At 39.6% G+C, this 24,801-nt stretch carries 16 protein-coding genes; 6 read left to right on the top strand and 10 right to left on the bottom strand.

Features of this window, described 5'->3' with window-relative positions; translation table 11 throughout:
* Positions 1–140: 140 nt before the first annotated feature.
* From ACFSKL_RS04085 to ACFSKL_RS04060, 6 genes are all read right to left on the bottom strand, one after another.
* On the bottom strand, positions 141–1,124 hold the full coding sequence (locus ACFSKL_RS04085; RefSeq protein WP_376883727.1) for a GSCFA domain-containing protein: 984 nt from the start codon (positions 1,122–1,124) through the stop codon (positions 141–143).
* Positions 1,125–1,704: 580 nt separating this feature from the next.
* The gene (gene tnpA / locus ACFSKL_RS04080; RefSeq protein ID WP_376883725.1) at positions 1,705–2,151 is read right to left on the bottom strand and encodes an IS200/IS605 family transposase; all 447 of its coding nucleotides are present in this window, start codon (positions 2,149–2,151) and stop codon (positions 1,705–1,707) included.
* Between the two features lie 765 nt (positions 2,152–2,916).
* On the bottom strand, positions 2,917–6,600 hold the full coding sequence (gene purL, locus ACFSKL_RS04075; protein WP_376883723.1) for a phosphoribosylformylglycinamidine synthase: 3,684 nt from the start codon (positions 6,598–6,600) through the stop codon (positions 2,917–2,919).
* A gap of 611 nt (positions 6,601–7,211) precedes the next feature.
* Positions 7,212–9,134, bottom strand: coding sequence for a DUF3857 domain-containing protein (locus tag ACFSKL_RS04070; protein ID WP_376883721.1), 1,923 nt, complete (start codon positions 9,132–9,134; stop codon positions 7,212–7,214).
* Positions 9,134–11,179 carry a DUF3857 domain-containing protein gene (locus ACFSKL_RS04065; RefSeq protein ID WP_376883719.1) on the bottom strand — a complete coding sequence of 682 codons (2,046 nt, stop codon included), beginning with the start codon at positions 11,177–11,179 and terminating at the stop codon, positions 9,134–9,136. Before ACFSKL_RS04065 ends, ACFSKL_RS04070 begins: the two co-directional genes overlap by 1 nt.
* A gap of 294 nt (positions 11,180–11,473) precedes the next feature.
* A complete protein-coding gene (locus ACFSKL_RS04060; RefSeq protein WP_376883717.1) occupies positions 11,474–13,891 on the bottom strand; it encodes an alpha-ketoacid dehydrogenase subunit alpha/beta in 2,418 nt (805 codons plus the stop codon).
* Between the two features lie 440 nt (positions 13,892–14,331).
* Between ACFSKL_RS04060 and ald the strand changes: the two genes are divergently transcribed.
* Entirely contained in the window at positions 14,332–15,450 is a 1,119-nt protein-coding gene (ald, locus tag ACFSKL_RS04055) for an alanine dehydrogenase (RefSeq protein WP_376883715.1), read from the top strand.
* A 697-nt stretch (positions 15,451–16,147) separates the two neighbouring features.
* Here ald and ACFSKL_RS04050 read toward each other — a convergent pair.
* On the bottom strand, positions 16,148–16,792 hold the full coding sequence (locus ACFSKL_RS04050; RefSeq protein WP_376883713.1) for a LysE family translocator: 645 nt from the start codon (positions 16,790–16,792) through the stop codon (positions 16,148–16,150).
* On the bottom strand, positions 16,789–18,339 hold the full coding sequence (locus ACFSKL_RS04045) for a GH3 family acyl-acid amido synthetase (protein ID WP_376883711.1): 1,551 nt from the start codon (positions 18,337–18,339) through the stop codon (positions 16,789–16,791). The genes ACFSKL_RS04050 and ACFSKL_RS04045 overlap by 4 nt, the downstream gene beginning before the upstream one ends.
* 103 nt (positions 18,340–18,442) lie before the next feature.
* Here ACFSKL_RS04045 and ACFSKL_RS04040 point away from each other — a divergent pair, with 103 nt between their 5' ends.
* The 5 genes from ACFSKL_RS04040 to ACFSKL_RS04020 all read left to right on the top strand — a co-directional run bounded on the left by ACFSKL_RS04040 (position 18,443) and on the right by ACFSKL_RS04020 (position 23,025).
* The gene (locus tag ACFSKL_RS04040; protein WP_376883710.1) at positions 18,443–19,111 is read left to right on the top strand and encodes a YggS family pyridoxal phosphate-dependent enzyme; all 669 of its coding nucleotides are present in this window, start codon (positions 18,443–18,445) and stop codon (positions 19,109–19,111) included.
* A 278-nt stretch (positions 19,112–19,389) separates the two neighbouring features.
* Entirely contained in the window at positions 19,390–19,773 is a 384-nt protein-coding gene (locus ACFSKL_RS04035; RefSeq protein ID WP_376883708.1) for a DUF423 domain-containing protein, read from the top strand.
* 6 nt (positions 19,774–19,779) lie between these two features.
* The gene (locus ACFSKL_RS04030; RefSeq protein WP_376883706.1) at positions 19,780–21,093 is read left to right on the top strand and encodes a D-alanyl-D-alanine carboxypeptidase; all 1,314 of its coding nucleotides are present in this window, start codon (positions 19,780–19,782) and stop codon (positions 21,091–21,093) included.
* 179 nt (positions 21,094–21,272) lie between these two features.
* On the top strand, positions 21,273–22,316 hold the full coding sequence (locus ACFSKL_RS04025; protein ID WP_376883705.1) for a S66 peptidase family protein: 1,044 nt from the start codon (positions 21,273–21,275) through the stop codon (positions 22,314–22,316).
* Position 22,317: 1 nt separating this feature from the next.
* Entirely contained in the window at positions 22,318–23,025 is a 708-nt protein-coding gene (locus tag ACFSKL_RS04020; protein WP_376883703.1) for an SGNH/GDSL hydrolase family protein, read from the top strand.
* A gap of 330 nt (positions 23,026–23,355) precedes the next feature.
* On the opposite strand, the gene ACFSKL_RS04015 is transcribed toward ACFSKL_RS04020, so the two are convergent.
* Positions 23,356–24,006 carry a TPM domain-containing protein gene (locus tag ACFSKL_RS04015; RefSeq protein WP_376883702.1) on the bottom strand — a complete coding sequence of 217 codons (651 nt, stop codon included), beginning with the start codon at positions 24,004–24,006 and terminating at the stop codon, positions 23,356–23,358.
* A 182-nt stretch (positions 24,007–24,188) separates the two neighbouring features.
* Entirely contained in the window at positions 24,189–24,659 is a 471-nt protein-coding gene (locus ACFSKL_RS04010) for a hypothetical protein (RefSeq protein WP_376883700.1), read from the bottom strand.
* Between the last annotated feature and the right edge of the window lie 142 nt (positions 24,660–24,801).

Below are 24,801 nucleotides of genomic sequence, written 5' to 3'. Positions count from 1 at the left end.
GTTGTTGGCATCATCATCGACTTTGATCCCCGGATAGTAATCCGGGGCTAATCGAAGTTTAACCCCATTCGGGGTTTAAATTCTTTTTTTTCTCTGACACTTTTCCTATTTCATCCTTCCTACTTCATCCTTTTCCTCTCCTACTTCCTATGATCCACCTGCTTTCTAAGCTGATCCATTTCTTTGGAAAAGTCGAAAGATCGGCTGAGGCGTTCGAGTTTCTTTTGGAGGTTTTCGAGGAACTTCATGTGGGCTGGGCTGTCCGGATTGAAGGGTCGGTGGGCTAGTTCCCTTCGGATGTTTTCTACTTCCATGATAGTCGGGTAGGTTTTGGGATCTATCCATGAGCTTTTGAAGCGCTCCCAGATATAATCCTCAGCCTGTTCTGTGGGGTGAATCATATCGGACTTGTAAAAACGATAATCGCGCAGCTCGTCCATCATAATTTCGTAACTAGGAAAATAATGTACACAGTCAAAGGACTCTGCTATGTCATTGCAAGCCAATCTCAAGAGGCTTTTGCTCAACTGATTCTCAGGAACACCATCTTTGGTATGACGTACTGGACTGACAGTCAATACAATGTTGACATTTGGATTAAACTCCCGGTACATATTGATAAAACCTATATACGTTTTGTGGATTTCGTCTAAGTTGAGGAGTCTTTTTTCAAACAAGCCCGAAGGTTGCTTATGGCAATTGGCGACAATCTGACCAGAGGAACCATATTCATAAACCCAAGCTGTACCAAAAGTGATGATCAAGTGACTGGCTTTTTCCAGTTGTGCTTTTGTCTGTTGCTGCTTTTTGTGGATCAATCTCGAAAGTGAATCCTGACTATATCCTGACACATCGGAATGCATTCCAAAATGGAGATAAACTCCATCCCGAACCAATACCATATCTGTATTGACTGGCATTTCGAGCAAAGCATCTTCCAAAACTTGGGTAATGGAGATCGGGTTGAAAAGTGTCCCGAAAGGATTGTTTAGCACATTGAACTTCCTCTCGTGAAGTTTATCACCAATCATGGTCGAAAAACACGAACCTACAGCGAACAGTGAAGATTGGTGGTTAATCTTTGGCTGAGCATCGGGGATATCAAAAGTAGTAGTCCATTGCATGTCCTAAAATTAAGGAGAATCATTTGATATAGACAATGGTTGGGGGAATTTTATGGAGTAAGGAGAGAAGATGTTGATTGGTTTTTTAGGGTTTGAAGGTTGAAAGGTTTTAAAGTTATAAGGTTATAAGGTTGAGGTTTAGTCAGTGAATTTTTGGATAAATTTAATTGTACAAACACCGACCACAAAGTGGTCAAAGTTCAAAATACTGTGGCCGTGACGGAACCGCAGGGGAAATCTGTGGAAAATTATATTCCGAACGGGTGGTAAGAGATTATTCAACTCCATTCGGAGTTGGTTGGGACGACTCAATTCATTCTTTTCACCCCGCATGGCAATGTGGGGCTAATCGAGGTTTAACTCCTTCGGAGTTGACTGGGACGAACCATTTGATTCCTTTTTCCCCGCATTGCAATGCGGGGCTAATCAAAATTTATTTCCTTCGGAAAAGGAAATTAACCTCGTAATTCACTCCTCACAAACGTTCCCGAATGGGAACGAATCTCGATTAGCCCCGAGTCGCCACTCGGGGTTAAAATGGGAGAAAATAGATATTCCCCAACTCCGAAGGGAGTTGAATTTAGAGAAGATATTTTTCATCATACGGGATTCCATTTTCAGTCAAAAGAAGTTTGAATTCATCTAAGGAATTAGTAGTCTTGTGATGTTCTTCTTGGTTTTTGATGTATTCAATCAAAGAGTTTTTTCGAGAATATTCCACTGTAAATGCTCCATAGCCCTCTTGCCAGCCCTCCCAACCCTCAAAAAGTTTTTCCTTCTTGATTAAAGTATTCGCAGAAAGTTTAATATCCTTCACTAAAGAGGCTATTGAGAGTGATTGATGTATGTGTGTGAAAATATGTACATGATCCTCGACAGCATTTATTCTATATAAATGACAACTTTTGTTTTTCAATAAGCTATTGATATATGAGAATAGGATTGTCTTTCTGTCTTTATGTATTGTTCTTTTTCTCCTATTGGTTGAAAAAACAATATGATATAATAAGTTCGTGTGTGTCCCCATAATACATTCAGTTTGTTCCAACCGAAAATAATATTTGTAATTGATGTTAATCGTTGTTTAAACGTATAAAACGAAAAATTTAACTCCATTCGGAGTTGGTTTGGACGATTCCCTTGATTCTTTTCACCCCGCATGGCAATGCGGGGCTAATCGAGGTTTAACTCCTTCGGAGTTCACGGGGGCATTTCCGTGATCGTTTTTGCCCCCGCATGGCAATGTGGGGCTAATTGAGATTCAACTTCCCGATAATCTCGAGACAGGCTCTTCGGAGTTGGTAATACCTCTTAGAATTCTATATTTTGATCTTCATATAGCAATATGGGGCTAATCGAGATTTATTTTCCCGCAATCCTGCGGGACAGGCTCTTTCGGAAATGGGAAAATAACTTTATATTCAATGTCAACAATTTGGTGTTCCTCACAAACGTTCCCGAATGGGAACGAATTTCGATTAACCCCAAGTCGCTACTCGGGGAAAGAATGAAAGAAAATAGATATCCCCCAACTCCTTCGGAGTTGAATTTAGACCAATATTAGCCAAGATTTGTCCCCTTGGATTATGCCTCCGTGGACTGTGTCCTCATAATCTACCCGTGAACTGTGTCCTCACAGTCCACATATTTAATGAAATACTTCAAGAAAAAACAAAGGTCTGTGAGGACACAAACCTTGGAAGAAAAAAAGGTCTGTGGGGACACAGACCTTGGGAATAAATCCTAATAACTATTTAACTATCACTAATCTACTGATCGCTCAATCGACTGATCAACCATTCTCTTTCGCCCAGTTAAATGCATTGACAAACGCCTCTACCCATGGAGTGATTTCGTCGTCCATTCTTTCTGTGGCATAATGTGGCCAGTTCCAAGGCTTTAGGGATCGTTCGATATGTGGCATGATCGCCAAATGTCTTCCATCCGCTGAAGCTATACCTGCTACCGCATGGTCGGATCCGTTTGGATTCCCCGGATAAGCCTCATATGAGTATTCCATACCTATATGGTAAGCTGACTTTTCTTTTGGCAATGAGAATTTACCTTCTCCATGTGCTACCCATACCCCCAGTCTTTGACCTGCTAAACTCTTGAACATCACCGTTTCGTTTTGTGGAATGGTCACATTCACAAATGATGACTCAAATTTATGGGATTCATTGTGAAGCATTTTTGGCTTGACATCATGCTCTGGCGTCACCAAGCCCAACTCTACCATTAGCTGGCAACCGTTACAAACACCCAAACTCAATGTATCTTTTCTGGCATAGAATTTATCCAATGCCTGCTTTGCTTTTTCATTATAAAGGAATGCACCTGCCCAGCCTTTGGCAGAACCCAACACATCGGAATTGGAGAATCCACCTACAAAGACGATCATCTGTACATCTTCCAAGGTCTCTCTTCCTGAGATCAAATCTGTCATGTGTACATCTTTGACATCAAATCCTGACAACCACAACGCATAAGCCATTTCCCTGTCTCCATTCACTCCTTTTTCACGAATAATTGCTGCTGTTTTCCCAGATTTTTCTTTTCTATAAGGGTTCAGGCTGAATGAATCAAATGTACCCTCACAATTGGAATTGAAATTATAAGAAAGAGTTTGCGATTTATAGTTTTCAAACCTCGCCAAGGCAAGCTTGTCCCCTGACTGCTTTTTGTCCAACAAATATGAAGACTTGAACCATGTATCCCGCATTTCTGAAACATCCAACTCCAAGTCCAATCCCGTGAGCTCTACTTTTCCTGTCATATTTACAGTCGCTAAAGCAACGTAATCTATGCCATGATTTGCCAAGACTGCTCTCGTTCTTTCTGGGTTTGCTACTTGAATCAAAACTCCAGGGTTTTCTGCAAACAAGGACTTTACAATATCATTTCCTGAAAGTCTATCAGTTTTTACTGTTAGCCCAACTTTCGAAGACGGGAAAGTCATTTCCAACAAAGCTGTAATCAAACCTCCCGAAGAAATGTCATGGCCAGCTAGAACCTCACCTTTTTCGATCAGCTTCTGCAAAGTCATAAAGGCTTGCCCAAAATAATGGTTATCCACTACATCAGGTGTCTCCGAACCTACTTTATTCAGTATTTGATGGAAACTGGAGCCTCCAAGCTTAGGTGTGTCTTTTGAGAAATCTATGTAAAACACCTTGCTGCCATCTATTGGCTTCAAGTCTGGGGACACTGTTTTGTTGATATCTGAGCATTCTCCAATGGAAGAAATAATGACCGTCCCAGGAGAATAAACAACTTTCCCATCAGGATATTTCTGTGTCATTGAAAGGGAATCTTTTCCAGTAGGAATGTTCACGCCCAAATCTATAGCAAACTCACTGACAGCTTCCACTGCTCTGTAAAGCCTGTCATTCTCGCCTTTGTTTTTGGCTGGCCACATCCAGTTGGCACTTAGGGAAATCCCTGCCAAACCATCCTCAATCGGCGCCCAAACCAAATTGGTCAATGCCTCGGCAATTGCCAATCTTGATCCTGCTTCCGGATTTGCCAAAGCAGCCACAGGAGCGTGTCCGATGGATGTTGCGATGCCTTTATGTCCAGTGAAATCAATCGCCATCACTGCGACATTGTTCAAAGGAACTTGAATCTCCCCTACTGTCTGCTGCTTGGCAACTCTACCAGTCACAGAACGATCGACCTTATTGGTCAACCAATCTTTACAAGCTACAGCTTCGAGTTGCAGTACTTCGGAAATATATTGTTTTAGATTTTGGACTTCATATTCGGACTCGGCAAATTTCGCATTGCCTGAATTGTCTTCCAGTATTGTCTTAGGTGAGCTGCCAAACATGTATGAAAGATTCCAATCCACTGGCTTCTCTCCTGTATTTTGATTCTCAAACTTGAAGTGCATATCTCCTGTCGTCTCACCGACAACATAAAACGGTGCTCTTTCTCTAGCGGAGATTTTCTGTAGCAGTTCCAAGTTTTTCTCTCCCACGACCAATCCCATTCTTTCTTGGGATTCGTTACCTATGATTTCTTTGGAAGAAAGTGTCGGATCACCCACTGGCAATTGGTCTATATGGATCGTTCCCCCTGTGGTCTCTACCAACTCGGAAAGACAATTTAAATGCCCTCCAGCTCCGTGGTCATGGATGGACACTATTGGATTGTCGTCAGACTCAGCCATGGCACGAATCACATTCATAACACGCTTCTGCATCTCAGGATTGGACCTTTGGATAGCGTTCAATTCGATGGCATTGGAAAACTCCCCAGTTGCCACAGAGGAAACAGCACTTCCGCCCATCCCAATTCTATAATTATCACCACCCATGATGACAATTTTATCTCCTTTTTCAGGATCATTTTTCTTGCTGTACTGACTTCTTGTGAAACCTACGCCACCAGCAAGCATGATTACTTTATCAAAACCATGCGCCTTGCCATCCTCTTCATGTTCAAATGTCAATACTGAACCCGAAATCAACGGCTGACCAAACTTGTTTCCAAAATCACTCGCTCCATTGGAAGCTTTGATAAGGATATCCATTGGGGTTTGATAAAGCCATTTTCTTTCAGACAAGTCCTTTTCCCAACTTCTACCTTTCTCAGATCGCGGATAAGAGGTCATGTAAACGGCCGTACCGGCCAATGGAATGGAAGCGGTACCTCCTGCCATCCTATCCCTGATTTCACCACCTGCTCCTGTAGCTGCGCCGTTGAATGGCTCGACTGTGGTTGGAAAATTATGTGTTTCAGCTTTGAGGGAAATGACTGTTTCTATCGTCTCAGGCTCAAAAAAATCTGGTTTGTCCTGTGTTTTTGGAGCAAACTGCTGGGCTTTTGGCCCTTGTACAAATGCCACATTGTCTTTATAAGCAGATACGATCCTATTTGGATGTCTCTTGGAAGTCTCTTTGATCATCTGAAAAAGTGTCCTCTCCTTTTCCTCACCATCAATGACAAAAGTACCATTGAAAATCTTGTGTCTACAATGTTCGGAGTTCACTTGGCTAAATCCAAAAACCTCGGAATCAGTCAATGCCCGCCCTAGTTGCTTGGCTACATTTTCAAGATAATCCACCTCTTCTTGGCTCAATGCCAAACCTTCAGATAGGTTATAAGCTTTGATATCTTTTACTTCAACTACTTTTTCAGGTTCAATATGAATATCAAAAATATCCTGATCCAATCCTTCATAAACTGCCTGCAACATTGGATCAATGCATTCATTCTCAGTCAGTGGAAAATATTCTTCGATCCTGACAATGCCTCGAATCCCCATATTGATGGTGATTTCCACGGCATTGGTTGACCATGGTGTGATCATTTCTTTTCGAGGTCCAGCAAATTTACCGGCAACTTTCTCTGACTTTATTTCTGAGGCATCTCCAAAGAGCCAGAGAAGCTTATCGATATCAGACTTTAAAATGGGATGTTTTGATTGTACTGCGTAAATAACCGCTTGTGGGGATTGGAAAAAGAGAATCATGTCCTGAGTTTTGGATGTCTTTTTTTAAGAAGTCCCAAAGGTACACAATTGCCTGAAAAGTATAAAGAAGAAATGAGGATTGGAAAATTGAAAGATTATAAAATTTTAAGATTTTTGAGAAAGACTGGCAGCCTATTGATTTAGGTTGATGCAATTGAATGTTTTTTATCTGGATTTGATTTTAAAACTGGAGGAATAGAAAGTCGATAGAGAAGAAAGTTTTAAAGTTGGAAGGTTTCAAGGTTTTAAGGTTGACTTGGACTGATAGATCAGTAAATTATGCAAATTGAGGTTGCATTAAAGAGGGGTCAAAAGTGAAGAACTTGTCCCGATTTATCTGGATTGGAATCTGGAAGGTTAGGAAAGCTTTGGAATCTGGAAGGTTAGGAAAGCTGTAAAATTTTGGAATTACTTGCTCCATGGATTTTAAATCAAAGTGGATTATCACTTTCCCACTTTCACCTAGTGACCTTTGTGTAAACCTTTGTGATCTCCTTTGTGGTGAAAAAACTTAACCACAAGGAACACTATGAATACACAAAGGACACAAAAATCTTCATCTAAAGGTAAGCCCCCCAGGGTTATACATGTGTCCATCTGTGGTAATGCCCCTATTTCTTCACCAAAACCACCTTGATTCTATCCGCTTTTTCTACTTGATCCAAAAAAGCCACATAATCGTTGAAAAGGGCCGCAGGAAATACCCCGTCTTTCAGCATGAGTTTTCTTTTGTACACAAACCTATTCTCTACATACTCAAAATCAACTTGATACATCCCAAATTGATTTTCTAGCTGTGCGCTTTCCGGGATGGTTTCAAGCTGGTATCCATCAGGAATCTGATATTCATATTCATCTACATCGATGAAACCCATTTTTCTTTCAAAATCAAATTTCCTCTCCTTTCGAGCTGATCTCAATCCTGATTTATAAGCATTCAGTTGGTTCACTTCCAAGAAGATCCTGCTTCCAGAGGCATTTGCAAAATTTCTGGAAGTTACTGTCGCCTGCGTTTCTATTTGGGGCAGATAACCGTTGGTTTTATAATCAAAATTCAAATCCCCAACCTCCATCGATGGAAGGGAAATGTTTTGGTTGAACCACTTTTTTTTCTGCTCATTTGATTGATTATAGATGGATAGTAAATTTGAATTTTCAGATTGAAGCCCTTCATTTGACATAAAAAGATTCAAATTTGCAGATCCATTTTCATGCAACAATACCTTGGCTTTGATGGTTTGTATATTTTCCTCAACCCCATATTTTGGTGTTTTTGCAAGCACTCCCCCCTCTTCAGAAATCAACAATGCATAACGATCTGATGTAAAATCACTCAGATAGCCAAAAGGATTGGTTTGGCTGGTACATTCCAACCAAATGGTTTCATTGTCAATCGGCACGGCTAAAATCACATGGTTAAAATAATCACTGGGAAAATCTTCATAGGTAGGTCTTTTTCTTACACCGCCATGAATCAAAGCATAATGGCTCTTGATCCCAGCTTCTTTCAGCAATGCCCCCATGTAATTTGACAATGCTTTACAATCCCCATAAGAAAGCTTCTCAACTGTCGATGCTTCAAAGGGCATCAATCCCCCTATCCCCAACTGAATGCTGACATATCGGGTTTGCTTTTGGAGATATTGATAAAGCACCTTTGTTTTTTCAATATCGGACTCCAAACCAGCTGTCAATTCCTGTACTTTTGCTTTTGTAGCAGCTGAAAGCACATCTTTCCCTTTGTTTAATTGATAAATCCACGCACCAAATGATTCCCACGAACTGAGATCACCTTCAAATCCATCATAATTGAATGAAGTAGGTGCAGCGTATAGAATTGGAATAAAATTTTCTCCATGCTGCATCATCGGTTCTGTCTCGATGGCATCCAAATCAGAAAGTGTCCATTCCGATTTCAGAAATTTGTTTTCAAGCTTCGGTTTCTTGTCAGGATCTATATTGGCTGATTTTGAGAAAAACCGAATCTTTTTATCTTCTGGATATAGGTAAGTGACATTTGCTGATTCCACTGGAACCATTGGCATGGTCTGCGGATACCAAGAAGCTATGTAATATAAATTTGGATATTGAACCTCATATTCAAATTCTACAGTGTATGGATATCTGTACTGTTTCATATCCAAAATCTTCTGTCTATTATCTTCGTAAATCGAATAGGAACTGAAGTTGCTAAAATCCTTGATATCTGATTTTTTAGATTTCGAAATGACCTTACCACTTGCATCATAGACGACACCAGACAGGTTTTTGAAAACTTTGGACTTACTGTAATCTACCTGAATCTCGGCTAAATCATTCGCTTCCGCTTTGAGGATTGTATAGGCGACTTTTACTTTTCTGGAAATCTTTCCATGATCATCTACCAAATTGTTTTCAACAGATGTTCTGATGACAGCTGGAGCTTCTTTGAGCCATTCCTGTTTTATTTTTGCTACGCTATAGTCTTGGCCAAAAGACATTGAGTACATGCACAAAAGACCAAGTACCAATATTATCGAATATTTGCCCATCATTATTCAGCTGTTTTCTTAAATACAATCATCTGTTTTTGTTTTGCCGAAATGACATTGTAAAATTCTCTCAGCTGCTCATATTTTTCAGGTGTATAAAAAGTCTGGTTCACTTGGTAAGTAAAATTGATTTGGATTTTTCCGTTGGGTTGGATACTTGAAACATATGAGAATACGATGTCCTTCTCATCAAAATGGGTAACTGAAGACTGGGGCAATTCTTCAACACTATAACCTTCAGGCACGTCGATAAACATGATTACATTGTTTCTTCTACCATACACAAAATCCACGGGGAAAAACCGTGTCTCTTGTTTAAATGGATTTTCTGATAAATAAAGGTCATCAAAAACACTCAAATAAATATAGTCTCCAGACTTTTCCAAACCTGAATTTCCCGACAGTTTATACTTTTCTATCAGGGGCAAGTGTCTGTTTTCAGAATTCTCAAAACTGGCTTCAATGACCTTCCATTCCTTAAATTGATCTTCAAATTCAGCCAGAAATTTTTCTTCCCCATTTTTCACAAAATTTCTCTTCAATTGTGCTGCTTTATACCCTACAAGTTTCTTACTCACATCCAACATCAGCATTTCGTCCACAAATGAGATGTTTATCAAAGAAGTTTCACTGATAGGATTTAAATTGTTGAAATCAATCCAATGTGAATTCCGGTCACTCACTACCCATCCTCTGAAGTTAATAGACTTGGTAGGCAATATCCCTATCGGCAATGAACCATCAGTGGCATCCAGAATCACTTCCCTATCCTTCAACTTTGCAGCAGCGGTGACATAGTTCAGCTTATACATCAATGGGTTTGAAGGATTCAAAAAACCAAGGTCTCTGGTACAGCTCACCACAGGATGTGCATCGATGCCAGCTTCCCTCAAAAATGCAATCAAGATAAAATTCACCTCAGCCACATTCCCATTTCCCTGTTCATATATTTTCTCAAGATATCTAGTTGTATAAATCCCCCTATTCCCATTCCAGGCAACTTTAGAACTGATGTGATCCATGATTACGGAGATTTTTTCCTCATCCGTAGCCAGGTTTTCGATAAGCCCTGAAACTACATCTCTGGCGAACTTCGTCCTATTCAGAACTTTCCCAAAACCTTCATCATTCAGCAATTCCACAGACATTTTGTCCCAGCTTGGCGCAATGTTTTGTCTTGAGCTATTCGGAAACTGTACCCATTGTAGTTGGAATTCAACTTTGGTAGAATAACTCCTGGGATTATCTATAAATGGTTCTGGCCTAAGCGCAGGTACATCGGCAGCTGCCCAGTGATATGTTTGGTTTGTAAAATCAACAGACTGGGAAGTCGTTTGGGAAGTGGTGGTATAGTTGCTATTGACTCTTTCCGTATTGACCCAATTGATTCTTCCTTGGGCTGTACTTTTTTCGTTGATTTTATAGGCAACCCCACCTTGGTTGATCTGGGAATAAGAAAAATACTCTGGATGTGCCAGTTTGTACTCACTCCACAAAGTCGGGATCTCATCCTGAAACTCCCATTCGCGCAAGTAGCTGTACAAGTCCGAATTGATTTCATAGGAAATTTCCATCACGGTACCTGCCTTGACATTGGGCATAGAGATTTTCATCAGCCGGAATGTCGTACTCACCTTTTCCTCAAAAATACTTTCCTTCCCTAATTTCTCTTTTATCACTTTACCATCTTCCGTGGCATTGTATACAAACCCCTTTATGTTAAAGACCTTGTCTGTACGTCCTGAGAAATCATAAAACGGAATGGAAATATCGGCAAATCCCACCCCTTCCTGACTGATCACTTTCACAACTTTGTGTACTTTGTAGTTGATCAAAAAACCAGTTGAGGTGTTAAAACTAAACCTTGTATCTCCAGTATGGGACAAAACCAAAGCTTCTGCCTCAGGATCCTTATCGTATGACTTCAAAGTCACCAGTTCTTCCGGGATTTTACCGAATGTCAACCTTTCATTTTGGGAAAAGACAAATTCTGATTTTAAAGAAAAAACAAATACCAAAAGAATAAGCGCTGTAAAATTTCTATCCATAAAATTTCATATTTTACGAAAAGTAGAAATCTAAAACTAAAAATCAAATAACAATTTAAAATAATCCAAAAAAACATTAGAACACCTACATTCTTACCAAGAACAAGTGAATATCCATCTGACGATATAATTGTACGCAAATAAGGTCAAAATAAAAAAGGTCAAAGGAGCAGCTCCTTTGACCTTTTTTATGCGTCCCATTTTCAATATCTTGGATGATTCGTCAAATCAATATTTGGTGAGACAATCTCAAAATTGACTTTTGGGACAACCAAAGTATATAAATTTACTTCATCAAATAATCGCAGGATATTTTGAAGGATCGACTTCCTGCATCATGGCATAAATTTTTTCCACAACATCATCAACCGACGGCTTGGAGAAATAGTCCCCATCCGATGAATATGCAGGTCTGTGGGCTTTTGCTGCAATGGTGGCAGGCTCTGAATCCAAATGATAATATGCTTTTTGGTCTTCAATCACTTGCTGCATCATAAATGCAGAGGCTCCCCCAGGCACATCTTCATCTGCAAACAAGACCCTGTTTGTCTTTTGGATAGATTTGCCCACGACACCTGTTGTATCGAATGGCAAAAGCGTCTGAACATCAATTACTTCGATATCGATTCCCATACTTTCCAGCTCTTGAGCTGCATCCAATACAATCCTACACATGGATCCATAAGTTACAACTGTCATATCAGTACCTTCTTTCAGGATTTCTGGAATCCCCAAAGGAACTTTGAACCCACCAATATTACTCGGCATCCGTTCTTTCAATCTATATCCATTCAGACACTCTATTACCAAAGCTGGCTCATCTGCTTCAAGAAGTGTATTGTACATTCCAGCAGCTTGTGTCATATCCCTCGGAACACATATCAACATCCCCCTCAGTGAATGGAGCAACATCCCTATTGGCGAACCTGCATGCCAAACACCTTCAAGCCTATGCCCTCTAGTCCTAACGATCAATGGCGCTTTTTGGCCTCCCTTGGTTCTGTATTGCAATGATGCCACATCATCTGCCAAAGTCATCAAAGCATAATAAATGTAGTCCAAATATTGAATCTCAGCCATAGGGCGCAAGCCTCTAAGCGCTGCTCCCAATCCCTGGCCAATGATGGAACATTCCCTGATACTGGTATCTGTCACCCGCAATTCTCCATGTTTGGCCTGCAACCCTGCAAAGGCCTGGTTGACATCACCAATTTTACCAACATCTTCCCCAAAAGCAAAAAACCTGGGATCCCTATCCAGAATCGCATCAAAACAGGCCTGCAAAATCTCCCTACCATCTACCAATGAAGCCTCTTCATCATATTGGGCTGGTACAGGTTTGATTTTCTCTACGCCAAACTCAGACTGGCTGTAAAGATGACTGTTGTATCTATCTTCGTTTAGTTTTTGCTGATCGGAATACCAAGATTTCAAATCAGTCTTGATCGACTCAGAATCCATTCTTGTAAGCCATAAAGTCCTTCTTACCGAACTGATGACATCTTTTCTGATCGGGTTTATCGTCTTGCCCAAATCGTCTGCAATCTGATTGATGGCAACTGAATTTGCAGACTTGGACGCCACTTCCTTGATCAATCTGACTGCTTCTCCCAACTCAGATTTAATACTTTCAGAGAATGATTTCCATGCACTTTCTTTTTCTGTTTTGACAAATTGCTTTGCTTCCAGATCTATATTATCCAAATCTTCTTCAGAGGCGATTTCCCTTTCAATCAGAAACTCCCTGAATTTCAAAAGACAGTCGTGGTTTTTTTCCCATTCAAGACGTTCTGCCGATTTATACCTTTCGTGCGATCCAGAAGTGGAATGTCCTTGGGGCTGTGTCATTTCAATCACATGAATCATCACAGGCACATGTTCTTCCCGGGCTATTCTTGCCGCATTTTCAAAAGCTCGATCTAAGCCCTCATAATCCCAACCCTTCACCACAAAGATTTCATACCCCTTCTGGTCATCATTTCTTTGAAGTCCTTTCAAAATTTCGGAAATACTTCCCTTGGTCGTATGGTATTCATTGGGTACAGATATACCATACCCATCATCCCAGATAGAAATCACCATGGGTACTTGGAGCACCCCAGCGGCATTGATGGTCTCGAAAAACATCCCCTCGGAAGTGGATGCATTTCCAATTGTACCCCAAGCTACTTCATTTCCCTTATCGGAAAATTCACTGAGTTCATGAAGGTCTTCATTTTCCTTAAACAACTTTGAAGCATAAGCCAAACCCAAAAGCTTTGGCATCTGGGCAGCAGTAGGTGATATATCGGCAGTTGAATTTTTTGTTTCGGCAAGATTCCTCCAGGTACCATCATCATTGAGCGATCTGGTTGCAAAATGCCCATTCATCAACCTTCCCGCTGATGCCGGTTCTGCCTCCACATCTGTATGGGCATAGAGCTGCGCAAAATACTCCTTTACGGACAATTGGTCTATGGCAAACATAAAAGTCTGATCCCTGTAATATCCAGACCGGAAATCACCTTTCTTAAAATACCTTGCCATGGCAATCTGTGCAAGCTCTTTTCCATCACCAAAGATCCCAAACTTTGCCTTACCCATAAAGACTTCTTTTCTTCCCATCAAAGAAGCTTGACGACTAATTTGGGCTATTCGGTAATCATTTAATAATTGCTCCTTGTTCAGAGCTTTGGGGTTTCTGTTTTTAGATAATGTCTCCACCTCTGTCATATTTTGTAATCATTAAAGCTATTTTGGGTCATTACACTTGCTGTCCAAGTATTTCAAAAATAAATATTTTTGTCATCTATACAAACTCACAGACAGAATAATTTTTGAGAATTTCAATAATTTATTTCGATTATATTTATTTAAAATCTTTCCAAAAAAATTAAATTTTGATTTAAATGATTTTACAAATTTTATCAATAACAATATAGCTTATATGCCAATGGAAATTACAGCGAGGACCGAACAAAAAAAATATCAAAATTATAAATCTAAATTATGTAAAAATTAAAATTAAATGAACTGTTTTTCAGTAAAAGGAAATTAAATTTCATTTTACTCCCAATTTCCTAATCGAATCAAAATAAGTATAATGAATTTGGATGAGAATCCTATTCCCTTATTATATTTGTCACAAATATTTCAACCCAAATTTACACAACATGATAATAGGTGTTCCAAAGGAGATTAAAAACAATGAAAACAGGGTCGCACTGACCCCGGCAGGTGCTAAAGAGCTTGTAAAGAGAGGCCATTCCGTATTCGTACAGCATACAGCCGGAGAAGGCAGTGGGTTTACCGACGATCAATACACAGAAGCTGGCGCTGCTATCCTTCCATCGATTGAGGAAGTATATGCGATCGCCGAGATGATCATGAAAGTCAAAGAACCTATAGAACCTGAATACAAACTGATCAAAGAAAACCAATTATTGTTCACATATTTCCACTTTGCTTCTTATGAGCCATTGACCAAAGCGATGATTGAAAACAAATCAATCTGTTTGGCATATGAGACCGTAGAAAAAGCGGATAGAAGCTTGCCACTTTTGGTACCTATGTCTGAGGTAGCTGGACGAATGGCTATCCAAAAAGGCGCCAATTACCTCGAAAAACCTTTGGGTGGAAGGGGGATTCTTCTTGGCGGGGTACCGGGAGTACTTCCTGCCAAAGTCATTATCTTGGGCGGTGGTATCGTTGGAACCCAAGCAGCTTGGATGGCTGCAGGACTTGGCGCTGATGTGACGATCATGGATGTATCCCTGCAAAGGATGAGATACCTCTCCGATGTGATGCCTGCCAATGTCAAGACGATGATGTCCAATGAATTCAACATCAGGGAAATGATCAAAGATGCAGACCTTATCGTAGGTGCCGTCTTGATCCCTGGAGCAAAAGCTCCGCATTTGATCACCCGTGACATGCTCACAGATATGAAAAAAGGCGCAGTACTCGTAGATGTAGCCGTAGATCAGGGTGGATGTATTGAGACATGCAAACCGACTACGCACGAGAATCCAACCTATGTGATCGATGATGTAGTCCATTATTGTGTTGCCAATATGCCTGGTGCAGTACCTTATACTTCTACTCTTGCCTTGACCAACGCAACACTTCCTTATGCTATCCAACTTGCGGATAAAGGCTGGAAAAAAGCTGCGCAAGAAAACCCGGAATTGGTACCGGGATTGAATGTAATCCATGGAGATATCGTATACAAAGCAGTTGCCGAAGCCTTCGGTTTGGCATATGTGCCTGTAGCAAAATATTTGGCAGACTGATAAAACCAACCTATTCATTTACAAAAAGCCTCCTTGATGAAAATCGGGAGGCTTTTTTTAGATGCGAGAGACTAGAGACGAGAACTAAGAGACAATGCAAGAGACGAGATGCGAGAAGCGAGATGCAAGAAACTAGACAAAAGTGTGCTTTCAATGACTACGTCACCTCGACGACAGGAGAAGTCTCGTCCCTATTTGAAACTGGAAAGTTAAAATTGAAGTTGGAGTGTGAAATTCAGTACGAGATTTCTCCCTCTAGTCGAAATGACTTGCCTCTAAAACGAGGGCGTAAGTATAAAAAAAGTGTCAACTATTTTCAGGACGTGACAAAGAGAACCAAGAGACGAGTGAAATAACTGATATATGCTTTGCGATATAAATTTGGAAATATGATTCCGCCATAATAGCTGACAAAGGTGACAATATATTTGCCCATCGTAATACAGCTAGAATAGGCGTCAAATACGAGAGGAAAAAATCAAGATTTGAGCTTAGTAGCCTTTTAAAGTGGAAGGAGATATCCCACTTCTATCTTCCTATCGTGAGATAAATTCGATATGACCCATTCAACCAAATTAAACAATATCACATAGAAACAACATTTATTATAAAGATAGTTTCATCTGTGTTCTTCAGCATTATCCACGTCATCCGTGTTCAAACACATTCAGATAACCCAGCATCATCTTTATCAAGTTCAACTCCCCAATAACATGTGTTTTTCATAGGCAAATAATATTAGCCTTGATCCAAAAACCACTAAGACAACTGCTACTACCCTATTCATATTCACCATGAATTTTTGTGTCACGAATGGTTTGAGCTGTTTGGCGACAAATCCTTTCAATAAATCTATCCCAAAAACCATGAACAAGATCCCGAAATAATAAAGAAAAATATCCCATTGGGAAAATGAATCTTTAAGATTGACCACACCGGCAATAGAGATCCAAAACAACAAGACAAAAGGATTGATCCCATTGATACTAAATCCTTTCAAAAAAGCTGTTCTTTTCTTTGGTTTCAACAACCCGATCCCTCCTGTATTTGGTCTTTGCGAATCTTTTTTAAAAAAAGTAACTATCCCAAAACCTATCAGTACCAAAGCACCACCATACCCAAGCACTACCTCAAAATAGGGATTTTCCGCAAATAGACTTATACTAAAATAAGTGGCCAGAACATAAATCAAATCGCTCAGCAAAATCCCCGACGCCAAAACAGCAGTATTTCTAAATCCATTTTGTATAGAATTTTGGATCAATGTAAAAAATACCGGACCAATCATAGCCGACAATAGCAATCCCATACTGACACCTTCCAGCAAAGCCTGATTGATCATAGATTGATATTCTGGTCTTTGAGAAAACGTAACCAAGATGTCATTTTATCGCCTTTGAGAACTCGGGGAAACTTATTCTGCCCACCCTCTTTTCCTTCTGACTTCATCCATTCATAAAAGAACCGAGAAGGAATAGCCGTCACAAAAACCTCCTTCAAAGCATGCTTTCTCTCCACTATGTAATCATCATTCAGCAATTTTAATTTCTCGTCCAGTTTGGATTTCAACTCTACCAGATCTACTTCATCCTCTGTACCGATAAACCAATGATGTGCAAACAGATTTTCATATGGAAGACCCAAAACAGTAAACTCCCTTATTGTCAGATTATTCTCCTCTTCGACCAAATTGATGGCTTTATTCATGTTGTCTACCGAAAGATGCTCACCGCACATACTCAAAAAATGCTTGGTTCTTCCTGTGATGACAATTTCACTTTCTTCTTTGGATACAAACCTGATCACATCCCCTATCAGATACCTCCAGGCTCCTGCACAGGTACTGATCAGCAGTGCATAGTCCTTCCCCTCTTCAATCTCATCAATATTCAGGGTTTTGGGACTGTCTATCAAATCCCCGTTTATATCAAAATTCTGATCATTGAATGGGATAAACTCATGGAAAATCCCTGTGTTCAAAACCAACCTCATAGAGTTTCTGTCCGGCAATGCCTGAAAAGCCAAAAAGCCTTCAGATGCCAAATATGTCTCCATGTAAATCAATGGCTTGGCCAATAGTTTTTCAAACCCTTTCCTGTAAGGCTGGAAAGAAACACCTCCATGCACAAAAATCTGTAAATTTGGCCAAATGTCGTGGATGGTTTTCAGCTCATACCTGGTGATGATTTTTTCCATAAGAATCTGAAGCCAAGCAGGTACGCCAACGATAATACCAATATCCCATTTTGGAGCATTCTGTACAATCTGATCTAATTTTTGCCCCCAATCTTTATTTCTGGAAATTAATTTCCCGGGTTTGTAGAATCTCTGAAACCAAATCGGCAGCCTACCTGTAGTAATCCCACTGAGATCCCCTGCAAAGTAAGTCCCATTAAACTCCAAATCGGTACTCCCCCCCAACATCAGGATGCCCTTGGTAAACAGGTCGTCAGGGAGATCATATTTGGAAAGTGTCAAAATTTGCCTCACCCCGGTTTTCCTAATGGCCTTGACCATATCCTTGGAAATTGGGATAAACTTGGAACTTGCTCCCGAAGTCCCTGAGCTCAGCGCAAAATACCGAATCAGGCCTGGCCAAGTCACATTCCTCTCTCCCTCCTTTAGTTTATGCCACCACTCATGGTAGATCTTTTCATAGTCATAGATGGGTACATTGCTGGAAAAGTTTGTATAAAAATCTTGGTTGTCATTTTTGAAACTCTTCAATATCTCCCCAAAACCATATTTTTTGCCAATTTCTGTTTTCGCTGATTTGATCAAAAGGTTTTGGAGGGTCTGCTTTTGGAGTTCGATCGGAGAGCTATACTCCTGCTCCAAAGATTCCCTTAATCTGATCCCTTTTTTTAGCAATGTACCTAATATAGCCATATATTTGTTTGGTGGTTAAAACTGGGTTTATAAATTGGAATTTCTCATTCTAACGCTAAAACCAAATTTGGGTTAAAAGTAAAGAATTGGCAAAATTAAAGTAATGAGCATAAAAGAAAACTTAATTGTAATAAAAAAAACATTTAAAAATCCAGAATGTCTCTTGATCGCTGTAAGCAAAACCAAACCTATTGGGGATTTGAAAGAAGCTTATGATGCCGGGATGAGGGATTTTGGGGAAAACAAAGTACAGGAACTTGTTGACAAACAGGCACAAATGCCAGAAGATATCCGTTGGCACATGATCGGTCACCTCCAACGCAACAAAGTCAAATACATCGCACCTTTTGTACACCTTATCCATGGGGTTGATTCCTTCAAACTCCTCAAAGAAATCAACAAACAAGCAAAAAAAGCAGAAAGGATTATCCCTTGCCTGATCCAAATGCATATTGCCAAAGAAGAAAGTAAGTTTGGCTTTGACGAAGTGGAATTGGAAGAAATGCTCACAAGTGAAGAAATCAAATCCCTTACCCATGTCAATATCATCGGCTTGATGGGCATGGCCACATTCACTGAAAACCAAGACCTGGTCAGAAGTGAATTCAAAGGATTAAAAGCATTATTTGATAATCTGAAAGGCAGAGAACTCCCGGATAATTTTGAGATGAAGGAAATATCAATGGGAATGAGCGGTGACTATCTTATCGCCCAAGAAGAAGGCAGCACTATGGTGAGGGTTGGATCGGCGATATTTGGAGGAAGAGGCTAGAGGTGAGAAGTGACATGTCTTTCTACGACTGTCACCTCGACGGCAGGAGAGGTCTCTTTACTTGGACTAAGAGCCATTTAAGAGGATTGAAAACAAAAGGAAAACACTGAAAAAAGTGTCAAATAATATCAGGAAATGACAGATGGGAACTTCTTGGTACTTGGCACATCGTTCTTTGTACAACCAATTCGAAAGCTTTAAACAAAAAATGCTTGAAGGACCCAAACTCTCTTATCCCGACAACTTCAAAACTTTCTAACATTACAACTTAATAGAAAATGAAAAACACAAAATACATACAAATAGCTGCGATACTGGGAATATTGGCGGTGGGAATAGGTGCTTTTGGGGCACATGGCCTGGAGGAAATCCTTACCAAAAATGGACGGATAGACACCTTCGAAACGGGGGTGAAATACCACTTTTACCACGCCCTTGCCATGGTGCTAGTCGGAATGCTCCTCTTTCAATTTCCCAAAGCAAAGCACTTAAGCACAGCTGCATTTTTGTTTTTGTTGGGAATTGTCATCTTTTCAGGTTCTCTTTATGTGTTATCCCTAACTGGAATCACTTGGCTTGGCGCCATAACACCACTGGGAGGTATCTCCTTTATTTTAGGATGGATTTTCTTATTTTTGGGAGCGAGGTCTTTAAAACAATAATTCAAGATGTTCAGAAACTCTTTTTTAACCATTCTTTTTCTTTATGTTTTAAATTTCGAAAGCTCTGCACAAAATGAGCATTTGGAAGATAGTATCAGCTATCGTTATGAAAGACTCCATCAACTGCTGGGACCGAACACTTTTTTTGACAATCACCATACTGGCTTTATGCTCTATGATTTGGATAGCCAATGGGTCCATTATGAAAAAAACAGCCACATGAATTTCATTCCAGCATCCACTACAAAGCTATTTACCTTTTATGCTTCGCTGATGGTACTGAAAAACAAAACCAATACTTTTCGATATGTCACCAATGGCAACGAAATCACGATTTGGGGTTCAGGTGATCCTTCTTGGAAATATGATGTGCTACCTCAGCCAAAGATCGAAGAATTCCTAAAACCATATAGCAAAATCCTATTCTCGGATGCCAATTGGAAAGAAACCCCCTATGGGTACGGTTGGGAATGGGACGATTATAATTATGCCTATTCGGCAGAAAGATCCTCCTTTCCGGTGTATGGAAATGTCGTTACTTTTAAAAACGTAAACAAATCACCTATTGGAAATATTGAGGATTTTTCGAAATTATTGACAAATGACAAATCTGGTTTAAATTCGGTAAGGAGAGATTATCACAGCAACACATTCTATTACAATCCAAACACTTTCACACACCCTGCCCCTACAGTGCCTTTTGTGACATCGCCGGAAGTAAGTGTTTCTATTTTGGCAAAGATCCTTCAAAAACCCGTAGAATTGGTAGACACTCCCCTTCCCCCCAACAGCAAGGTGTTCAATGGTGGATCTTTGAGGCCACTACAGAAAGAAATGCTCCAAGAAAGTGATAATTTTATTGCCGAGCAGATACTTTTGATGGTATCTGATGAGCTGTTTGGAGAACTCAACAATGAGAAAACCATAGATTACATCAAAAAGACTTATTTGGCAGACCTTCCTGACCAACCCCAGTGGGTGGATGGATCTGGCCTTTCCCGCCACAACCTTTTCACCCCAAGAAGTATGGTAAGGCTAGTTGAAAAAATAGACAAAGCCATGCCCAGGGATCAGTTACTCACCTTACTTCCCCAAGGTGGAATCAGCGGGACTTTGAAAAACAATTACAAAGCACCAAAACCATATGTATTTGCCAAAACCGGTACTTTGAGCAACAACCATGCTTTGGTCGGAATCATCAAATCAAAAACCAACAGATACTACGCTTTTGCTTTTTACAACAACAACTACCTCAACAAAGCCAGCGAAGTGAGGAGAGAAATGGAAAAAGTACTGGTCTTTATAAGGGATAATTATTAGTTTTTGACAACCGTCAACCGTTTAGGGAGTGGACAAATAAGTTATTAGGGGATTGAGTTATTAGATGATTGAGTTACTGGGTGATTAGTTTATTGGAGATTAGGTTATTAGGAGACTAGTTGAATAGTTAATTGAGTTATTAGGTGATTGAGTTATTGAGTTAAAATATATGCTTTTTTATGAACAAGAGAAATTTTATCAAATCGTTTGGTCTTGCGCTTGGAGCGTTTCCTTTTCTTTCATTAGACGGGAAGAAAGAAAGCTTGCTCCATGATAAATTGCTTCTTCCCAAACCAATCAAAAAAGGGGATACTGTAGGGTTAATCAGCCCGTCAGCTGCAACAGCTGAAAGGATCCAATTTATGTTTGCACAGGAGGCTCTGGAAGCCCTTGGATTTAAAGTAAAATTGGGAGAAAACCTTAAAAACAGAAGGGGTCATCTTGCCGGGACTGATGAAGAAAGAGCAAAAGATCTTAACGGCATGTTTGCTGATCCGGAAGTGAAAGCTATCATCTGTATCAGGGGTGGTTCTGGTGCAGCCAGGATTCTTCCTATGATCGATTACGAAATGATCAAACAAAACCCAAAACCACTATTGGGATATTCGGATATTACAGCCCTGCATCTTGCCATTCATTCCAAAACAGGATTGATCACATTCCATGGTCCCAATGGAACTGGGAGTTGGAATAATTTCAATGTACAGCAATTCGAAAATGTATTCTTCAAGCAAGAAAAAGTGATTTTCCAAAATGAAGTTGTCAAAGGGGACGACTTGGTAGTGAAAGCAAACAGGACGATTCCTATGACACCTGGAAAAGTAGAAGGTAGAATTTTGGGTGGAAATCTGACTGTTTTGACTGCACTCTCCGGAACTCCATACCTTCCCGATTTCAAAGACAGTATTTTGTTTTTAGAGGATATCAGTGAAGATCCATACAAGATTGACCGCATGTTTAGCACCTTGAAGCTCAATGGTACATTGGATCAAATCAAAGGTTTCGTCTTTGGTCAATGTACAGATTGTACCCCATCGGGTGGTTATGGATCACTTACCTTGGATGATGTTTTGGATGATTATATCCTACCCTTGGGAATTCCTGCCTACAAAGGAGCCATGATCGGCCATATCCCGAAGCAATTTATCGTACCTGTTGGTGCAAAAGTGTCACTTGATGCCGACCAAGGAACAATTTCACTCTTAGAACCAATATTCGGATAAGATGAAAAACATCTCTTGTTTCCTGATCACTACATTGATTTTCTTTCAATTTGGCTGTTCGGCTGTAAATACCCCAACAAAAAACACATCTATGGACAAACAACTTACTTACCTCGCACTAGGAGATTCTTATACTATTGGAGAGGGTGTCGATGCTGATGATCGCTATCCAAATCAAGCCATCAAAATCCTTGCTAGTGACAAACTTCTGTTTGACAATCCCCTAATCATAGCTAAAACAGGTTGGACCACAGATGAATTGGCCAATGGGATAAAAGATGCAAATATCGAAGGCAAAACGTTCGACTTGATCACACTCTTGATTGGTGTCAACAATCAATATAGAGGAAGGGCTGTAGACAATTATAGGGAAGAATTTACAGACTTACTTCAAAAAGCGATTCAGTTTGCCAAAGGAGATAAAAACCATGTAGTCGTAATTTCCATTCCTGATTGGGGCATCACACCTTTTGCAGTAGAAAAAGGGGCTGGCCTGGAAAAAGTAGCCCAAGAAATCGACCTTTACAACCAAGCAAAAAAAGCTATTTGTGATGAAATGGGAATTGCCTTTATTGACATCACCGAGCACTACAGAATCCATGGAATGAAACCCGAAGCAGTAGTCTCAGACAATCTCCATCCCAGCGGTATGATATATAAGCATTGGGCAGAAAGCCTTGCAGAAATCGTGAGAGGAATGGAGTTTTAGAATTTGTTGGGTTTTGATAGCCAAGTATGGTTGAGAAAGTTGAAATTTAAGATTTTCAGAGAGTAATCTTTTAAAAAGGCTTTTGGGGTAAGGATGCTTATTATTGAGATATGTTTTTTTTCAATGCCTCACTCTGGGGGGAAATCCCTCGCCTTTAGACGGAAACTTTAGTGTTTTTTTCTTTGTGAACTTGGTGTTTTCACTTTGTGATCCTTGTGGTAAAAATTATAACCACTAAGATCACCAAGTTCACAAAGTACATTAAGTCTCGGATGCACTTTAGTCGCCTTTAAGCGAAACCAAACCTATCGGTCTTTAGCCCATAGTAGTTTAATTCCATTTCTCCATTAGTTCAGCCAATCCTTTTTTTAGCCCAATGAAAAATTCTCCGTCTTTAAACTCGGGAATCATTACTCTTTCAATTACATCTTTACAGATCTCGTCAGTCAAAACTAGTTCGGTTCCAATTCCAGTTGCAATTCCGATTTCTCTACAAGAATTGCAAACTACCAATACAAGTCCATTGTTTTCTTCCGAAGTGCCAACTCCCCAATGTCCCCCTAAATCTGTTGTGTATTTTTGCACACTCTTGTATGGAGTTATGCTATTGATAGTCACCAATACTATGTGACGGGTTGTTTCAACCTCATAATCATGGAGAATTTTAGACAATTCATCTCTCTGTAAATCTGTAAGGATTTGTCCAAAATCATTTAAATTTCCAATTGGAAGGGGAAAACTGGTTATTTGATTTCCAGATAGTTCCAAAGGCGCAATTTCCGACTCCTTTTCTACTGTAGAACCTTTGCAGGAAAGCAAGTTTAAGGCCAGAAATAGGATTATTATTTTTGTTCCAATTTTCATTTTGACATTGAAATTCCGTTTTTTTATTAAAGCAACGTGGATTCCATCTGGATCTATAACAATTGGTTGAGCCACTGATGTTTTTAGGATTATAAAAAATGAAAGCAAATTCTTCACATTTAAATTATTTAAAACTTATGCCCAACTTTTCCATTAATATAATAAATACTTGTGCAAACTTAGCATCAACCCTTTTATCTTTAAAAAAAGACTTTGGTTGATCAATTTTTTTAATTCATAATGAAAAAGCCCGAATGATGAATACCTAAAAGGCAACCCATAAGATTCAATTTGGATTATTATATTCCCAACTCTCTTTTCTTTTTTTTGACCAAATTTCCCATCTCGCTCAAGTCATTGATTACACCTCCAAATTTCATAAACTGACTTTCTGTATTGAACCAATAGGTTTCTTCGCTTCCTTTAACTTTTATCTTATACAAAGGTGGATAGACAAACTGAATTAAGGAGATAGACTCTACTTCCATCCAATTTGTTTTCAATTCCCAATCACTCTTCTTTAAGGTCACTGTTTGACTACCTAATCTTGCCATAACGAATTTATCCTTAATAGTTAAAAATATTAGAATCATTGCAACCCCAATCAATCCAAAAAGAACAGTTACAAATAAATCCTGAGACAATTGCTCACCATTCATCCGTATCAATTGTGGAAAAAACCAAGAAACAAAAGATGTTTTCAACAGAATAAATCCTGCTCCAAGGAATGCATACTTAAAAAAATAATGGTAATTCTTATTGCTTTCCATGATATTTATTTAACTCTTGATTTTTAGATTTCCAATTTCACGACCTATCCCCTATGCTGGAGTTTCGTTAAAACTAAAAAATTTCGTTCAATATTAACCTGACTACCTTCTTATTTTTCTCACAAAAAAAGCAGACCCAATT

Origin of the sequence: Belliella marina (genome assembly GCF_042682445.1) — a bacterium.
GTDB lineage: Bacteria > Bacteroidota > Bacteroidia > Cytophagales > Cyclobacteriaceae > Belliella > Belliella marina.
This window is presented reverse-complemented; position numbering and strand designations above follow the sequence as displayed.

Bases quoted from the DNA above. Each gene is read 5' to 3' on its own strand.
- ACFSKL_RS04070 (WP_376883721.1), bottom strand. From the start codon at position 9,134: ATGATGGGCAAATATTCGATAATATTGGTACTTGGTCTTTTGTGCATG.
- ACFSKL_RS04030 (WP_376883706.1), top strand. From the start codon at position 19,780: ATGTTCAGAAACTCTTTTTTAACCATTCTTTTTCTTTATGTTTTAAAT.
- ACFSKL_RS04065 (WP_376883719.1), bottom strand. From the start codon at position 11,179: ATGGATAGAAATTTTACAGCGCTTATTCTTTTGGTATTTGTTTTTTCT.
- ACFSKL_RS04060 (WP_376883717.1), bottom strand. From the start codon at position 13,891: ATGACAGAGGTGGAGACATTATCTAAAAACAGAAACCCCAAAGCTCTG.
- ACFSKL_RS04085 (WP_376883727.1), bottom strand. From the start codon at position 1,124: ATGCAATGGACTACTACTTTTGATATCCCCGATGCTCAGCCAAAGATT.
- ACFSKL_RS04025 (WP_376883705.1), top strand. From the start codon at position 21,273: ATGAACAAGAGAAATTTTATCAAATCGTTTGGTCTTGCGCTTGGAGCG.
- ACFSKL_RS04050 (WP_376883713.1), bottom strand. From the start codon at position 16,792: ATGATCAATCAGGCTTTGCTGGAAGGTGTCAGTATGGGATTGCTATTG.
- ACFSKL_RS04010 (WP_376883700.1), bottom strand. From the start codon at position 24,659: ATGGAAAGCAATAAGAATTACCATTATTTTTTTAAGTATGCATTCCTT.
- ACFSKL_RS04035 (WP_376883708.1), top strand. From the start codon at position 19,390: ATGAAAAACACAAAATACATACAAATAGCTGCGATACTGGGAATATTG.
- tnpA (WP_376883725.1), bottom strand. From the start codon at position 2,151: ATGGGGACACACACGAACTTATTATATCATATTGTTTTTTCAACCAAT.
- purL (WP_376883723.1), bottom strand. From the start codon at position 6,600: ATGATTCTCTTTTTCCAATCCCCACAAGCGGTTATTTACGCAGTACAA.
- ACFSKL_RS04045 (WP_376883711.1), bottom strand. From the start codon at position 18,339: ATGGCTATATTAGGTACATTGCTAAAAAAAGGGATCAGATTAAGGGAA.
- ald (WP_376883715.1), top strand. From the start codon at position 14,332: ATGATAATAGGTGTTCCAAAGGAGATTAAAAACAATGAAAACAGGGTC.
- ACFSKL_RS04020 (WP_376883703.1), top strand. From the start codon at position 22,318: ATGAAAAACATCTCTTGTTTCCTGATCACTACATTGATTTTCTTTCAA.
- ACFSKL_RS04040 (WP_376883710.1), top strand. From the start codon at position 18,443: ATGAGCATAAAAGAAAACTTAATTGTAATAAAAAAAACATTTAAAAAT.